The sequence below is a fragment of the Burkholderia sp. BCC0419 genome, from assembly GCF_902830285.1.
In the GTDB taxonomy this organism is placed as follows: domain Bacteria; phylum Pseudomonadota; class Gammaproteobacteria; order Burkholderiales; family Burkholderiaceae; genus Burkholderia.
Window position 1 is genome coordinate 539515 of sequence record NZ_CADESR010000003.1, and the last position, 13596, is coordinate 553110.

Consider the following 13596-nt stretch of genomic DNA (forward strand, 5'->3'; position numbering starts at 1 on the left):
CCGCTTCACCGCATCGCGTCGAATTTCGGCATCCTGACGTTGGTCGACGCGCGGTAATCCCACTTCAGTGCATCGCGCGGCGGCCAGCCGCCCGCGCGCAATCGCGCCGCGAACGCCCCCGCCGTCACCGCCCGTGCGATCCGTTCGCCCGGACATCCATGCGGCCCCGTGCCGAAGCCGAAATTCGGCCCTGCCGTGCGGCCCGGCATCAGCCGGTGCGGCTCGCGATGCACGGCCGGATCGCGGTTCGCCGCGGCGAGCACGACGAGGATCGCATCGCCGGCTTCGACGCTCACGCCTTCGATCGTCGTGCGTGCCGCGACGAAGCGGCGCGTATTCTGCACCGGTGAATCGAAACGCCCGACTTCGGCGACGAATGCGTCGAGCGCGGCGGCGTCCGGCATCACGCCTGCTTCGCCGTTCCATGTCACGAGTGCATTGCCGAGCCATGCGGCCGTCGCCTCGCACGTCTGCGACAGCAACCCAACGAGATTGGCGACTAGCGCGCCGCTCGCCTGCCAGCCCGACGCGCGGGCTGCCTGCTGCACCGCGGCGACCAGCGTGCCGTCGTGCGCCTGCGACTGCGCGACGCGTTCCGTCATACGGTCGAGCAGTTGCCGCGCAGCGTCGCTCGCTCGCGCCAACGCCGCGGCATCCGACAGCGGCGACAGCGCGGCGACGAAATCGACGACCCGCGCCGCGACGTCGTCGAGCTGCGTTTCGTCGAAGCCGAGCAGATCGGCAACCGCGCACACCGGCACCGTCATGCACCACGCGTTCAACGCGTCGGCATCGCCGGGCGCGGGCAGCCGCCGCGCGGCAAGCGCGTCGGCGCGATCGCGCAGCGCATCCGTGTCGATCGGCGCGAACGCCGCGCGCAACGCCTGCTTCGGCACGTCGTGTCGCGACGCGCCATCGTTCATGCGCACCAGCTCGCCGAACAGCGCGCCGGCCGTCGTGCCGCGCAACGCGGGCGGCACCGGCGCGTCCAGCGGGCGCACCCGGCAGGCCGGATGGCCGAGCACGGCCGTCACGGCTGCCGCGCGGCTCGCGACCCACAGGCCGAGCGTAGCGTCGAACGCCAGCGGCGGCCCGTCGACGAGCGCGGCGTAATAGGGATAGGGATCGCGGTGCGTGACCGCGGCAATCGGATCGGTCGGGTTCATGCGTTCAGTATCGGCGCAGCGCGCCGCCGCATGTTTCGGGATGGCGTGAAATGTCGTCGCACGGGCGCCACGCGCTGCCGGTCGCCCGTCGCCCGGCGGCATCGCGGCGGCATTGCAGCGGCCGGCCGGCGTCAGGCCGCCGACCGGTAGCGGTGCGACTGCATGCGCAGCCGGACCCGCCCGGCCGAAATCGCGCGCGGCTCGGGCACCACCGTGTCGTGAGGGAACATTTCCTGCCGGAACTCGCCGTTTTCGTCGAACCACTGGCAGATCAGCCAGTCGCCGTCGTCGAATACGACCGGCCCCGCATACGTGACGGTCATGCGCGGCCCGCCCGTTTTCAGCGTCACGACATCGCCCACGCGAAACCTGACTCGGTGATTTTCTCGGATCGTCATCGCTCTCTCAGCTTTTTATATATTGAATATATTGATATTCCCGGCGGCCCACTCACCGGTCACTGGAACGTGTCGCAGATTATCAATCAAAAAATAATCCGGCAACTCCCCCGCACTGAAACGTTCTGAACGGCAACCTGCAACAATGCGCGGCATCGTCACGTATGACGTCCCGCCGAGCCTCATACCCGGCGCGGTTTGCGCGCCGGCTGCAACCGATCGGGCGGAATGCGGAGAATAAACGACGATTTTCGCGTCGCCATCGACAATTAATGCGGACGCGAAACCGGTTGATTATTGTCAATCAATGCTTAAGTGGAAACGATTCCTGATTTTATTGGGGCTCATTCATCGAACAAAATCGGCGCATTATCCGGCGCGGCAAACCAGCGGTTAATATCGCGCCCCGGTACGGCCGCCCGGGTAAACGTGAACGTGCCGTCGCGCCTCATCTCCGTCGCCGCGCGCAGGAATGCGCCGAACGCGGCCCGCGCCAGCGCGCCGCCGACGCTGACGCGCTTCACGCCGAGCGCCGCCAGCTCGTCGAGACTCAGCAACCCGCCCTGCAGGCCCATGACGACATTGACGGGCGCGCCGACCGCCCGGGTCACCGCCGCGATCTCGTCGGCGTCGGTGATGCCCGGCGCATACAGCACGTCGGCGCCGGCGTCGCGATAGGCGACGAGCCGCGCGATCGTGTCGTCGAGGTCGCGGCGGCCGTGCAGGTAGTTTTCGCAGCGCGCGGTCAGCGTGAACGGAAACGGCAGCGCGCGCGCCGCGTCGACGGCCGCCGCGATGCGCTCGACCGACGCGTCGCGCGCATAGATCGGCGTATCGGCGCGGCCGGTCGCATCCTCGATCGAGCCGCCGACCGCGCCCGCCTCGGCCGCCAGCCGGATCGTTTCGGCTACCGTGTCGGGCGCGTCGCCGAAGCCGTTCTCGAGATCGGCGCTGACGGGCAGGCCGCCCGCGGCGACGAGATCGGCAATGTGATCGAGCATCGCGTCGCGGTCGATCGCGTTGTCGGGCTGCCCTTTCGAAAACGCGTAGCCGGCGCTGGTCGTGGCGAGCGCCTCGAAGCCGGCCATCGCGAGCAGGCGCGCGGTGCCGGCGTCCCACGGGTTCGGGATGATGAACGCGCCGGGGCGCGTATGCAGCGCACGGAAGGCTTCGGCGTGGCGGGCTTGCAGGTCGGAACGGGTCATCGCGAACTCCGGGAAGGTGTGGACGGGTGAGCTTACGCCGGTCGTGCACGCGACGTTTCAGCGTTCGCCGAAATGTCGTCGCGCAACAGGAAAAACTCGCCAGTGCCGACTGCAGGCCGCCACGCACGGCCGCCCGCGTCGGTTCACGTCGATGCGGGCAGCCCCGCGTCGACGCCGAGCAACACGTCGGTGACGGCCTCGGAGAAGCGCATCGCGCGACCGTCGATCAGCACGCCATCCGGATTCGACGGATCGCGCACCGCTGGCGGCACGCCATGCGCGAGCAGCACGCGCGCGCACGCATCCCAGTCGGCGTCGCCGACGCCCTCCGGTTCGTTGATGGACGCCCACGACAACGTACCGAGCGCGTCGCTGCCGAACCCGTGCAGGTCGCGCCAGCTTGCGCCGTGCGCGAGCAGGAACGCCAGCAGTTCGGCGTCGCCGCGGAACACCGCGTGATTCAGCGCGCTCGCGTCCCAGTCGCCGCCGCGCGCGGCGATCGGCCAGCCCAGCTCGACCATCACCTTCACCGCATCGCACGAACCCCACGCGGCGGCGTCGGGCAGCAGCCGCAGCCGGTCATCGGACAGCGCACCGGGCAGTTCGCGATGGCGTGCCTGGATGCGCCGCGCGTCGTCGGCATCGGCGCGCGCGCAGGCCGCCACGAACGCGTCTTGCGCATCGAGCGCCTCCTCCGCGCCGGCCGCGCGCAACAACGCCGCGACGTCGGACAACCCGGTCCGCATCGCGAGCCGGTACGCGCTGACGCCCGCGGCGGTCCGCGCGCGGGGATCGGCGCCGGCCGCCAGCAGCGCGGCAACATGGCGCGCCGGGCAACGCACCGCGATCGCGCGCAGCAACGGCGCGCCCCACATCTTCGTCGGCCCTTCGCCGGCCGGTTCGTTCGGATCGCCGCCATGCGCGAGCAGCCATTCGAGCGCGGCCGCGTCCGGCACGTCGAGGGCGCGCCGCAACGCATTCGTCCCGCTCACGCGTGCGCCGTGCTCGAGCAGCAGGCGCGTGCACGCCGGGTTCTCCACCGAGTGATACAGCGATTCGCCGTCGTTCGGATCGGCGCCGGCGTCCAGCAGCATCGCGGTGAGCACCGGATCGCGATTGACGCCGGCGGCGCCATACAGCGCCGACAGCGGTGCCGACTCGTCGGGCTCGGCGAGCGAGGCCGGCGGATACCGGTTACCGATCCGCTGGTTCGGATCGGCGCCCGCATCGAGCAGATGACGGGCGCACGCACGCAGCCTGGCCGCGAATTCGGGAAGCTGCCCGAGCCGCGAATGCGTGACGGCGACGAGCGGCGGCAACTTCAACGCCCCGCCGGCGCGCGCGATCCAGCTGGGATCAGCGGCCAGCGCCGCCTTCACCGCGTCGAGATCGCCCGCCGCGCACGCGATGGCCGGGTCCGCCGACACGAGATCGGGATGGTCGAGCAGCAATTGCGCGGCGACGCGCGGCCGGGCCGCGTCGAAGCCGCCGGTCACGTCGGCGCCGTAGGCGAGATCGAGCCAGCGGCGAATCAGCAGCGACCGTGGCTGCCGCGCGAGCGCATGCGTTTCGACGAACACGCCGAGATCGGCCCATGAAGCAAAACCGTACTCGCGTGCGATGCAGGACTGCGCGTCGTGCAGGCGGAGCCCGAGCGCGAGCGTTTCGTCATGCGTGCGATTCGCGGCGGCGGGCAGAAATTCGACGAAGCGCGCGACGGCATCGGCGTCGCCCTGCCGGTACAGGCGCAACAACGCCTTGGCCTGCTTTTTCAGATGATCGGGATGGGCGTGGGGAGGCAGCTTTTTCATGCGGATCCTCGTGCATGGATGGCCGAAGGTCCGCAATACCGCCAGCACAAAGGATGGGGGAAGACTGGATTTGCCGCGACAGGTGGGTTGAACCCTTTCCGCGGACCCGGAAGCGACCTGCATCGCTGCCCGGTATCGTAGGCGACGGCCGTCGGCATCGTCAACCGTGCGGCGCGGCGCCGCTCAGCCCGCGAGTGTCTTCGTCAGGAAGATGCGGGTGTGCCCGACCGGATAATCGGGCAGCTCGCCGAAGCGGACATAGCCGCGCTTCTCGTAGAACGGTCGCGCCTGGAAGTCGAACGTATCGAGCCACGCGCTGTGGCAGCCGCGTGCGACGGCCTCGTGTTCGGCCAGATCCATGATGCGCGTGCCGGCGCCCTGGCCGCGCGCGGCCTCGGGCACCACGAGCAGGTCGACATGCAGCCAGCCGAACGCCGTGCCGCCCCACAGCCCGCCGACCACCGCGCCGGCCGCGTCGGTCACGATCACGGCCAGCGGCCGGAAGTCGACCGGGCCGGCCTGGCTTTCGTTGAAGCGGATGAGCGGCGCGACGATCTGCTTGCGCACCTCCGCGTCGCCCGCATCGGTCACTGCATAGGTCAACGTCATCGGTTGCGTCGGGTCGTCAATGAAGGTTGGCTGAAACCGCACATCCCGCGCGCGTCAAACGACGTACGCGCCCTTCGCGTGCAGTTCCGCTTCGGTCCGCTCGAGCGCCGCGATCGCATCGCTGCCTTCGAGCGCCAGCAACTGCGCGACCAGCGCCTCGGCCATCGCATGCGCGGCCACCAGCGACGGGAAGAACGACGGGCTGTCGTGCGTGAAGATCAGTTGCGCGTCCGCGTGCAGCGCGATCGGCGACACCGCGCTGTCGGTGATCGCGACGATCCGGCTGCCCTGCGCCTTCGCGGCCTGCGCGACGCGCGTCGCTTCGGCCGAATACGGCGCGAAGCTGATGATCACGGTCACGCTCTGCTTCGCGATCGTTCGCAGCTCCATTTCGAGCGAACCGGCGACGCCGTTGAGCAGCGACACGGTCGGACGGAACAGCCGGTAGCCGTAGACGAAACCGAACGCGACCGGATAGCACGAGCGAAAGCCCGCCACGTGCACGTGCGATGCCTTGCGGATCAGCCTCGCCGCATCCGCGAGCGCGTGCTCGTTCTGCGCGGCGGTCGCCGACAGGTTGTGCTGCTGCGCGGCGAGCAGATCGTGCGCGAGCGACGCCTTCGCGTCGGGCCGCACCAGCGAGCGCGCACGCTGCGTGAGCGGCTCGGGACGCGTGCGCACGCGCGCGACGCACAGGTCGCGCAGCTCGTTCCAGCCGGGAAAGCCGAATTGCTGCGCGAGCCGCACGAGCGACGCAGGCTGCACCTGCGCGCGCTGCGCGACCTTGCGCATCGACGACGTGGCGACTTCGTCGGGATGATCGAGCAGGAAGGCGGCGCCCGCCTGGAATTGCGGGCTCAGCTCGGAAAATTGCGCCCGGATCCGGGACGCGAGTTCGTCGAAATTGGCGGCCATCTTGGTGGGAACGGGAACCGGTCGTCCATGGTATCACCGGCCCCGCGCCCACCGGTCAGCGCAGTACTTCGACGTGGTCGGCGTCGACCTTCACGCGGCCCGACCATTTGCGCTCGAATTCGCCGGTCAGCTTCACTTCGTTCTGGTCGCTGACGGGCTGGCCCGCCGCCCACAGCTTGTGGTCGATCTCGACGCGGATCGAGCCGGTGGCGTCGGCGAACTCGTAATCCTCGCCGCCGACGTGCTTGACGATGCGCCCCTGCAACTGCACGTGCTGGTCGTCCCGGCCGTTGGCGAGCAGCTCCTTCACGGTCGTCGTGGTCAGCGCGGACGGCCCCGTGTATTGCGCGTAGACGGCGGCAGGGAGCGCGACGAGCGCCACCGCCAGGATTCTGGCCAGGTGTTTCATGATCTTGGTCCTCTTCTTCGATGTGGCGCCGCGCTCCGTTGAACGCGACGGCGCCAGATTACGGACCGTAAGATTAAGCAAACCTGAAGGGTATACCGAAGCGACACGGTGCCGCATTGGACGAGTACGAAAGCGGGCCGCGCACCGCGCGCATTTAAGCTCGGCCTAAGACGCGTGCGCTTATCATGAGAACCCCGGGCGCCGCGGCGCCCCCGTTGGAGAGACACGAATCCATGCGCGTACTGCTCGTCGAGGACGATCCGCTGATCGGCAGCGGGCTCGAACAGGGCCTCAAACAGGAAGGCTTCGCGGTCGACTGGGTGAAGGACGGCGACGCCGCGTCGCTCGCGCTGCGTGCGACCGGCTACGGGCTGCTGCTGCTCGATCTCGGGCTGCCGAACCGCGACGGCCTGTCGGTGCTCGCCGCGCTGCGCCGCCGCGACGAAAACCTCCCCGCGATCATCATCACCGCGCGCGACGGCGTACCCGACCGCATCGCGGGCCTCGACAGCGGCGCGGACGACTATCTCGTCAAGCCGTTCGAGCTCGACGAGCTGCTCGCCCGCATCCGCGCGGTCAGCCGCCGCCATGCAGGCCGCGCGCAGACGACGCTCACGATCGGCCCGCTGCGGCTCGATCCCGTCAAGCATCTCGTCTGGCTCGACGACGACGAAGTGCCGCTGTCGCCGAAGGAATTCGTGCTGCTGCACGAGCTGATGCGCGAACCGGGCGCGGTGATTTCGCGCGAACAGTTCGAGGAACGGCTGTACAGCTGGGGCGAGGAAATCGAGAGCAACGCGGTGCAGGTGCATATCCACAACCTGCGCAAGAAACTCGGCCACGACATGATCCGCACGGTGCGCGGCGTCGGCTACCGGATCGGTGACGGCACGTGACGCGCATGCAACGCGCGGTCGCGCGCTGGCGCAACGCATCGCTGCGGCGGCGCCTGCTGACGTGGCTGCTGCCGGCCGCGTGCGTGATCGGCCTGGTCGCGAGCGCCGGCACTTACTGGGGGGCGCTGCGCGAACTCGACGACCTGCTCGACGACCAGATGCGCAGCATGTCGAAACAGATCGTCGTCGGCCCGAACGGCGAGCTGTCGTTCAGCAACCACGCCAAAGGCAAGCACGGCTTCGAAGCGAGCGACCCCGATGCGGTGCTGCTGCAGGTGTGGCGCAACGGCACGCTCGTGTATTCGACCGACCGCGATTCGAAGCTGCCGCCGCCCGCGCAGCAGGGCATCGCGAGCGTCGACGTCGGCGGCCAGCCGTGGCGCACCTACGTGACCGAACGCGGCGGCACGACGATCCGGCTCGCGCAGGCGCGGCATGCGCGCTGGGAAGCGATCGCGGGCATCGCCGTCCACCTGCTGTGGCCCGTGTTCTCGATGCTGCCGCTGCTCGCGCTCGGCCTGTGGTTCGGCATCGGCGCCGGGCTGCAGCCGTTGCGGGCGATCGCGTCCGGCCTGAAACGTAGGAATGCGAACAACCTCGAGCCGGTCGACGTCGCGTCGATGCCGAACGAGGTTCGCCCACTCGCCGAGGCCATCAACGACCTGCTCGCGCGCCTCGACCGCTCGTTCACGTTGCAGCGGCACTTCATCGCCGATGCCGCGCACGAGCTGCGCACGCCGATCATGGGGCTGTCGATCCAGTCGGAATTGCTGCGGCGCGCGGCGAGCGCCGACGAACGCGAGCACATCCTCGCGCAAATCCATGCGGGCACGACGCGCCTCGGCCACCTCGCCGAACAGTTGCTGACGCTCGCGCGCCTCGAACCCGATGCGCAGGCGGCCGCCGCCGCGTCGGCGCCGGTCGATCTCGCCGCGCTGTGCCGCTCGGTGGTGTCGGACCGCGCGCGCGTCGCCGACGCGCACCGGATCGATCTCGGTGCGATCGTCGGCGCGCCCGTGATGGCCGCGGGCAATGCCGACACGTTGCGCGTGCTGCTGAACAACCTCGTCGACAACGCGATCCGCTATGCGGGCGAAGGCGCGCGCGTCGACGTGTCGGCGCGCATCGACGGCACGACGCCCGTGCTCGAAGTCGCCGACGACGGCCCCGGCATCCCGGAGGCCGAACGCACGGACGTGTGGGAACGCTTCTATCGCGGCGAAGGCGCGCAAGCCGCCACGTCGTCGGGCAGCGGGCTCGGGTTGTCGATCGTCAAGCGGATCGCCGAACAGCATCGCGCGACCGTCGCGCTCGGGACCACGCGCGGCGGGCGCGGGCTGACCGTCACGGTGCGCTTCCCGCGGCCGGCCTGATGCGCGGGCGGCGGGCGGCTTGTCCACAGATAATGTTGGCAAGCTTGTGGACAACCCTCCATTAACGGCACCAAGCCCTTGATCGGAAAGGGTTTGTCGTGCGTGCGCGGCAAATGCGCCGGACCGGGGCAAGCACGCGCTCGCGTCAGTTGTCCTAGACGATCCGCTCGATCCGAAGGCCGGTCGAGGTTTCGACGATGTTCGCGTGCTTCTCCACGCTGCAATACAACAACCCCTTCGGCTGGTGACGCTCATCCGTCAATTTGACAACCAGTTGTCCATTACGTAAAGTAGTTGTCAATTTACGATCCGAGCTGGATATGACGAAATCCGACAAGTTGACCGCCGTCGCGCTGTCCGTATTCCGGTTGAACGGCCTGCTGATCGAATGGGGCAACACCTTCGCCGGGCCGCACGGCTTGACCAGTGCGCGCTGGCAGGTGCTGGGCGCGATCTCGATGGCGTCGGACGCGCCGAACATTCCGCAGATCGCCGATGCGATGGGCATCACGCGGCAGGCCGTCCTGAAACAGATCAACGTGCTGACCGACGAAGGGCTGGTGCTGTCGTTGCCCAATCCGGCGCACAAGCGCTCGCCGTTGTATGCGCTGACGCCGCGCGGCGAAGCGGCCTATCAGGCCGTGGTCGAGCAGTGGCAGCGGCATGTCCGCGACATCGCCGGCGACTTCAGCTCGGCCGACCTCGACGCGGCGCTGCGCGTGCTGTCGGCGATGTCCGGCGCGCACGGCCAGGACGGCCACGCATAGCCGCCCGTTTGCCCTCTACCCCACCAGGAGTGCCCATGCCTCAGTTCAAGCCGATGGATCCGGCCTTTCCGATCCAGCAACAGATCGCGATCGACGCGGCGCCGGTCGTGCTCGTCAACGTGTTCACGCTGGCGCCCGCCGACGAAGCCGACTTTCTCGCCGTCTGGAAGGACGATGCGGCGTTCATGAAGCGGCAGCCGGGATTCATTTCGACGCAGCTTCATCGCGCGCTCGGCGACAGCCCGACCTACCTGAACTACGCGATCTGGGAATCGACGGACGCGTTTCGCGCGGCCTTCATGCATCCGGAATTCGTCGCGAAGCTGTCGGCCTATCCGTCGTCCGCCGTCGCCAGCCCGCACCTGTTCCAGAAGATCGGCGTGGCCGGTATCTGCACCGCGTAAGCCCGCGTGCGAAGCGTGGCAGCGCGTGGCATCGGCCGCATCGCGAACGCGGACTTCTCCACAGAAAATGTTGGCAAGCTTGTGGATATCCTGCGCACCACGACGCTAAACCCTTGATCCGATGGACTTTGGCACGCGTGATGCAGACGAGGCGCGAGTCATGGCCATCGCGCACACCGCTTCGCCGCACTTCGCATCACGACGCCACGACGAGGTACGTCGTCCGATGCTCGTCGTCACCACCGCAGGCCTGCCGGGCCGGCGCCGCGCCACTTACCCACAGATTTTGTTGGCAAGCGTGTGGATATCCTGCGCAAGCCTGCGCTAACCCGTTGATCGGCCTACGATTCGTGCCGCGCGTCACCGTTTCGGCAACGTGCGGCATCGGCATGCGCGAACACGGACGATCCGGCGCGGCCGCAGCGTCCTGCCGATGCCTTGACGCCCGCGCCCGTCACGCCTCAAGATCACGCAAGCCGCACACGGTCGCGCATCGCCGGCCATGCGCGTCGGCCCCGGGCCGGCCGTTCCGCCGGCACCGCACTACGATACTCACTCCGAGGAAGACCATGGAACACTTCACCGCGTGGCAATTGCTCGTCTCGCTCGTGCTCGTCGCCATCGTCGTCTATCCGTACGTCCGCATCGTGCGGCGCACCGGGCATTCGGGCTGGTGGATCCTGACGATGTTCGTCCCGGTGCTGAACTTCATTATGTTATGGGTGTTCGCGTTCGCGCGCTGGCCCGCCGTCGGCGATCGGCAGCCCTGAGCGTTGCCGCCGCGGCCGCGCGCGAGCTTGTCCACAGATTGTGTTGGCAAGCATGTGGATAGCCTGCGCATACCGCGATCAAGCACTTGATCCGAAAGACTTTGTCGGCGCCGCTTCAAAAACGGCACACGGCCACCCGATCGCCGGTTGCGTGCCGCCTCGGCGCGTGACGCGCCGTCTGCCACGCCGGCTGCCATGCTTGTCCACAGATTGTGTTGGCAAGCGTGTGGATAGCCTGCGCATACCGCGGCCAAGCGCTTGATCCGAAAGACTTTGTCCGCGCTGCTTCAAACGCGGCACGACGGCGCGCGTCGCACCAGGCGCCGCTGCTGGCGTGCTTATCCACAATTTTTGTTGGCAAGCATGTGGATATCCTGAGCATGCGCGACCTAAGTCGTTGATCGCACAACGTTTGATCGCGCGGGTCACGACTGCGGCACGGCGCGCCCGCGGCGCTCGCCACGCACGCCGTGCCGCACGGCTCAACCGAACGTCTGCGCGACGATGCGCGCGACCGCCGCGATCACGTCGTCCTTCGCCCGCGCATCGGCGCGCGTCTGCGTGTAGTACACGGCCAGCACGATCGGCGCGCGCGACGTCGGCCAGATGACGCCCGCGTCGTTCGTCGTCCCGTAGTCGCCGGTGCCGGTCTTGTCGCCGACCGTCCACCCGGCCGGCACGCCCGCACGAATCCGCTTGTCGCCGACCTTGTTGCCGCGCAGCCACGCGACGAGCTGCGCACGCTGCGCGGCCGGCAATGCGTCGCCGAGCGTCAGCACGCGCAGGCTGGCGGCCATCGCAGCGGGTGTCGTCGTGTCGCGCGGGTCGCCCGGCAGCGCGGTATTCAGTTCGGTCTCCCATCGATCGAGCCGGAACCTGTCGTCGCCGATCGAACGCGCATAGGCCGTTACCGCCGACGGGCCGCCGATCAGCTGCATCAGCAGGTTCGCGGCCGAGTTGTCGCTGTACTGGATCGCGGCCTCGCACAGCGCGGCGACCGTCATGCCCGCGCCGACATGCTTCTCCGACACCGGCGAATAGTTGACGAGGTCGGCCTTGGTGTACGTCACGCGCTGTTGCAGCAAGCCCGGCCGCTCGACGCTCTGCGCGAGCACCGCCGCACTCAGCATCGCCTTGAACGTACTGCAGAACGGGAAGCGCTCGCCTGCGCGATGCTCGATGACCCGGCCGCTCGCCGTGTCGATCGCGCACACGCCGAGACGGCCGCCCGCGTCGCGTTCGAGATCGGCGAGCGTCGTCGCCGCCGCGGCGGGCGCAATGGCGTCCGCGGCAGCCGCCGCTGCTACCGTGGCTTCGTCCGGCGCAGCGGCCTGCCGCGACGCGCACGCGCTGACGGTGAGAACGAGCGGCGCCGTCGCGGCGGCCAGCAACAGGGTGCGACGTTTCGATGAGTAGGTCATGTCGGTTGTCTCGTGGTGGAATGGCGGCGAAACGTTGTTGACGCGTTGAAAGCGGCCGGCCGCCGAGACAGCACTATCGAGACTTTACGGTTGCCTGACAAGCAACGATAATTGAGCGCTGGCAAAAGAAATTCTTATGACGAAGCTCCGCCCTCATCTTCCGCTCAATGCGTTGCGCGCGTTCGAATCGTCGGCGCGCCACCTGAACTTCACGCGCGCCGGCCTCGAGCTGAGCGTGACCCAGGCCGCGGTCAGCCAGCAGGTGCGCTCGCTAGAAGAGCGGCTCGGCTGCACGTTGTTTACGCGGTTGCCGCGCGGCCTCGGGCTGACCGACGAGGGGCGCGCGCTGCTGCCGGTGCTGAGCGATGCGTTCAGCCGCATCGAGACGGTGCTCAAGCAGTTCGACGGCGGGCGCTTCCACGAAGTGCTGACGCTCGGCGTCGTCGGCACCTTTGCCCTAGGCTGGCTAATGCCGCGACTGAAGCAGTTCGGCGACACGCACCCGTTCGTCGAGTTGCGGCTGCGGACCAACAACAACGTCGTCGACCTCGCCGCCGAGGGCCTCGATTTCGCGATCCGCTTCGGTGAAGGCAACTGGCCGGCGACGCGCAACGAGCGGCTGCTCGATGCGCCGCTCACCGCGCTGTGCGCGCCGGACATTGCGCGACGCCTCGCGCAGCCGGCCGATCTCGCGAACGAAACGCTGCTGCGCTCGTACCGCACCGACGAATGGCTCGGCTGGTTCGACGCCGCGCAGCTCGAACCATGGGCCGTCAACGGGCCCGTGTTCGATTCGTCCCGGCTGATGGTCGAGGCCGCGATGCAGGGCGCGGGCGTCGCGCTCGCGCCCGCCTGCATGTTCGCGCGCGAACTGCAGCTCGGCCAGCTCGCGCGACCGCTCGACATCGACGTGCGCGCGGGCGGCTACTGGCTCACGTCGCCGAAGTCGAAACCGCTGACGCCCGCGATGACGCTGTTTCGCGACTGGATCGTGGCGGAAGCGGCCGGCGCGGCGCTCACCGAGTAACGCGGCCGCGCTTGTCCACAGAAAATGTTGGCAAGGATGTGGATATCCTGGGTACCCAGGGCCTAAGCCCTTGATCGGGCACGCATTCGTGCGCCGATGCACGGCGCAGGCAGCCTTTGCGCACGGGCTTCGCGTACCGTCGCATTCCGGCCGGATCCTCAACCCACGCGACGCAATCGATTGCGAGTTGTCCACAGATTTTGTTGGCAAGCCTGTGGATATCCGCCAGATCGGACGCGTAACATCTTGATACACAAGGGGATTCGATCCACGGACCTTGACCGGTCAATGGTGCGGCACCGGAGCGGTTGTCGAACCGCTCCCCGCGCAGGTGTGGCGCACCCGGCCGACGGCCGGGCGGTTCTCCACAGATTGTGTTGGCAAGCTTGTGGATATCCTGCGTATCGGGCACCTAACTGGTTGAG

15 protein-coding genes are annotated in these 13596 nt (G+C 68.4%); 7 read left to right on the forward strand and 8 right to left on the reverse strand.

Features of this window, described 5'->3' with window-relative positions:
* Window positions 1-5 precede the first annotated feature (5 nt).
* From HWW87_RS20740 to HWW87_RS20770, 7 genes are all read right to left on the reverse strand, one after another.
* The gene (locus HWW87_RS20740) at window positions 6-1166 is read right to left on the reverse strand and encodes a cytochrome P450 (RefSeq protein ID WP_175821913.1); all 1161 of its coding nucleotides are present in this window, start codon (window positions 1164-1166) and stop codon (window positions 6-8) included.
* A gap of 131 nt (window positions 1167-1297) precedes the next feature.
* Entirely contained in the window at window positions 1298-1564 is a 267-nt protein-coding gene (locus HWW87_RS20745) for a YodC family protein (protein ID WP_126368973.1), read from the reverse strand.
* Window positions 1565-1908: 344 nt separating this feature from the next.
* Window positions 1909-2769, reverse strand: a complete 861-nt coding sequence (locus tag HWW87_RS20750; protein ID WP_175821914.1) for an isocitrate lyase/phosphoenolpyruvate mutase family protein — start codon at window positions 2767-2769, stop codon at window positions 1909-1911.
* Window positions 2770-2912: 143 nt separating this feature from the next.
* On the reverse strand, window positions 2913-4580 hold the full coding sequence (locus tag HWW87_RS20755; RefSeq protein WP_175821915.1) for an ankyrin repeat domain-containing protein: 1668 nt from the start codon (window positions 4578-4580) through the stop codon (window positions 2913-2915).
* 183 nt (window positions 4581-4763) lie between these two features.
* On the reverse strand, window positions 4764-5189 hold the full coding sequence (locus tag HWW87_RS20760; protein ID WP_175821916.1) for a GNAT family N-acetyltransferase: 426 nt from the start codon (window positions 5187-5189) through the stop codon (window positions 4764-4766).
* Between the two features lie 54 nt (window positions 5190-5243).
* A complete protein-coding gene (locus tag HWW87_RS20765) occupies window positions 5244-6104 on the reverse strand; it encodes a MurR/RpiR family transcriptional regulator (RefSeq protein WP_174388330.1) in 861 nt (286 codons plus the stop codon).
* A 55-nt stretch (window positions 6105-6159) separates the two neighbouring features.
* Complete coding sequence (locus tag HWW87_RS20770; RefSeq protein WP_174434018.1) at window positions 6160-6513, reverse strand: NirD/YgiW/YdeI family stress tolerance protein; 354 nt, start codon at window positions 6511-6513, stop codon at window positions 6160-6162.
* Between the two features lie 233 nt (window positions 6514-6746).
* Between HWW87_RS20770 and HWW87_RS20775 the strand changes: the two genes are divergently transcribed.
* From HWW87_RS20775 to HWW87_RS20800, 6 genes are all read left to right on the forward strand, one after another.
* The gene (locus tag HWW87_RS20775) at window positions 6747-7409 is read left to right on the forward strand and encodes a response regulator (RefSeq protein WP_175821917.1); all 663 of its coding nucleotides are present in this window, start codon (window positions 6747-6749) and stop codon (window positions 7407-7409) included.
* Window positions 7406-8782 carry an ATP-binding protein gene (locus tag HWW87_RS20780; protein WP_175821918.1) on the forward strand — a complete coding sequence of 459 codons (1377 nt, stop codon included), beginning with the start codon at window positions 7406-7408 and terminating at the stop codon, window positions 8780-8782. Before HWW87_RS20775 ends, HWW87_RS20780 begins: the two co-directional genes overlap by 4 nt.
* A 320-nt stretch (window positions 8783-9102) precedes the next feature.
* Complete coding sequence (locus HWW87_RS20785) at window positions 9103-9549, forward strand: MarR family winged helix-turn-helix transcriptional regulator (protein WP_175821919.1); 447 nt, start codon at window positions 9103-9105, stop codon at window positions 9547-9549.
* 35 nt (window positions 9550-9584) lie between these two features.
* On the forward strand, window positions 9585-9953 hold the full coding sequence (locus HWW87_RS20790; RefSeq protein WP_175821920.1) for an antibiotic biosynthesis monooxygenase family protein: 369 nt from the start codon (window positions 9585-9587) through the stop codon (window positions 9951-9953).
* Window positions 9954-10113: 160 nt separating this feature from the next.
* Window positions 10114-10281 (forward strand): hypothetical protein, encoded by a 168-nt coding sequence (locus tag HWW87_RS20795; protein ID WP_175821921.1) that lies wholly within the window; start codon window positions 10114-10116, stop codon window positions 10279-10281.
* Between the two features lie 241 nt (window positions 10282-10522).
* Window positions 10523-10723 carry a hypothetical protein gene (locus HWW87_RS20800; RefSeq protein ID WP_174388325.1) on the forward strand — a complete coding sequence of 67 codons (201 nt, stop codon included), beginning with the start codon at window positions 10523-10525 and terminating at the stop codon, window positions 10721-10723.
* Between the two features lie 482 nt (window positions 10724-11205).
* Here the strand turns inward: HWW87_RS20800 and blaPEN-B are convergent, their stop codons facing one another.
* The gene (blaPEN-B, locus tag HWW87_RS20805) at window positions 11206-12144 is read right to left on the reverse strand and encodes a PEN-B family class A beta-lactamase (RefSeq protein ID WP_175821922.1); all 939 of its coding nucleotides are present in this window, start codon (window positions 12142-12144) and stop codon (window positions 11206-11208) included.
* A 136-nt stretch (window positions 12145-12280) separates the two neighbouring features.
* On the opposite strand from blaPEN-B, the gene penR reads away from it, so the two are divergent.
* Window positions 12281-13171 (forward strand): beta-lactamase transcriptional regulator PenR, encoded by an 891-nt coding sequence (penR, locus tag HWW87_RS20810; RefSeq protein ID WP_175821923.1) that lies wholly within the window; start codon window positions 12281-12283, stop codon window positions 13169-13171.
* Window positions 13172-13596 lie beyond the last annotated feature (425 nt).

Bases quoted from the DNA above. Each gene is read 5' to 3' on its own strand.
- HWW87_RS20740 (WP_175821913.1), bottom strand. From the start codon at position 1,166: ATGAACCCGACCGATCCGATTGCCGCGGTCACGCACCGCGATCCCTAT.
- penR (WP_175821923.1), top strand. From the start codon at position 12,281: ATGACGAAGCTCCGCCCTCATCTTCCGCTCAATGCGTTGCGCGCGTTC.
- HWW87_RS20760 (WP_175821916.1), bottom strand. From the start codon at position 5,189: ATGACGTTGACCTATGCAGTGACCGATGCGGGCGACGCGGAGGTGCGC.
- blaPEN-B (WP_175821922.1), bottom strand. From the start codon at position 12,144: ATGACCTACTCATCGAAACGTCGCACCCTGTTGCTGGCCGCCGCGACG.
- HWW87_RS20765 (WP_174388330.1), bottom strand. From the start codon at position 6,104: ATGGCCGCCAATTTCGACGAACTCGCGTCCCGGATCCGGGCGCAATTT.
- HWW87_RS20755 (WP_175821915.1), bottom strand. From the start codon at position 4,580: ATGAAAAAGCTGCCTCCCCACGCCCATCCCGATCATCTGAAAAAGCAG.
- HWW87_RS20750 (WP_175821914.1), bottom strand. From the start codon at position 2,769: ATGACCCGTTCCGACCTGCAAGCCCGCCACGCCGAAGCCTTCCGTGCG.
- HWW87_RS20800 (WP_174388325.1), top strand. From the start codon at position 10,523: ATGGAACACTTCACCGCGTGGCAATTGCTCGTCTCGCTCGTGCTCGTC.
- HWW87_RS20745 (WP_126368973.1), bottom strand. From the start codon at position 1,564: ATGACGATCCGAGAAAATCACCGAGTCAGGTTTCGCGTGGGCGATGTC.
- HWW87_RS20775 (WP_175821917.1), top strand. From the start codon at position 6,747: ATGCGCGTACTGCTCGTCGAGGACGATCCGCTGATCGGCAGCGGGCTC.
- HWW87_RS20795 (WP_175821921.1), top strand. From the start codon at position 10,114: ATGGCCATCGCGCACACCGCTTCGCCGCACTTCGCATCACGACGCCAC.
- HWW87_RS20770 (WP_174434018.1), bottom strand. From the start codon at position 6,513: ATGAAACACCTGGCCAGAATCCTGGCGGTGGCGCTCGTCGCGCTCCCT.
- HWW87_RS20785 (WP_175821919.1), top strand. From the start codon at position 9,103: ATGACGAAATCCGACAAGTTGACCGCCGTCGCGCTGTCCGTATTCCGG.
- HWW87_RS20790 (WP_175821920.1), top strand. From the start codon at position 9,585: ATGCCTCAGTTCAAGCCGATGGATCCGGCCTTTCCGATCCAGCAACAG.